Origin of the sequence: Pseudomonas asuensis, assembly GCF_014646755.1 — a bacterium.
GTDB classification, from domain to species: Bacteria; Pseudomonadota; Gammaproteobacteria; order Pseudomonadales; family Pseudomonadaceae; genus Chryseomonas; species Chryseomonas asuensis.
The window spans coordinates 1-589 of sequence record NZ_BMNW01000095.1 but is presented as its reverse complement, the minus strand read 5'-3'; the positions used below and the strand labels follow the sequence as shown (position 1 = coordinate 589).

At 53.1% G+C, this 589-nt stretch carries 1 protein-coding gene; it reads left to right on the top strand.

What is annotated here, in order from left to right:
* A partial coding sequence (locus IEX86_RS24835; RefSeq protein WP_229685511.1) for a hypothetical protein occupies positions 1-511 on the top strand: 511 nt, incomplete at its 5' end.
* Positions 512-589 lie beyond the last annotated feature (78 nt).

Here is a 589-nt window from a genome sequence, read left to right as displayed (position 1 = left end):
AAGGCCAGCGCAGATAGCTGAGCAGATACCCGGATTGACAGCAAAACAAGCTGAAAGCGTTATAGAAACTATGACCGGGAGTAAGAATAAGAGCCGTGCCAAGCGTGCCCAGAAGCTCACAGGCAACCCCGAGGCTACATCGGCTGATTACCAGAAAATGCAGAACGCTAAGCGTGCCCAAGAGCTCACAGGCAACCCCGAGGCTACATCGGCTGATTACCAGAAAATGCAGAACGCTAAGCGTGCCCAAGAGCTCACGGGCAACCCCCATGCTACGGCAGCTGATTACCAGAGAATGCAGAAAGCTAAGCTTGCCCAGAAACGCACAGGCAACCCCGAGGCTACATCGGCTGATTACCATAGAATGCAGAACGCTAAGCGTGCCCAAGAGCTCACAGGCAACCCCCATGCTGCGGCAGCGGATTACGAGAGAATACGCAGAAAGGCGCGAAGGGAAGGCCTAACTTATGAGCAGGTCGTAGAGACAGAAAAGCAAACTTCCGAGTCATGACTTTTGCTGCCCATGGTCAAAAATAGCGGGTGTGGGTTCTTTTGATGCAGAGGCAGGTTACGACAGCAACAGTAAGCC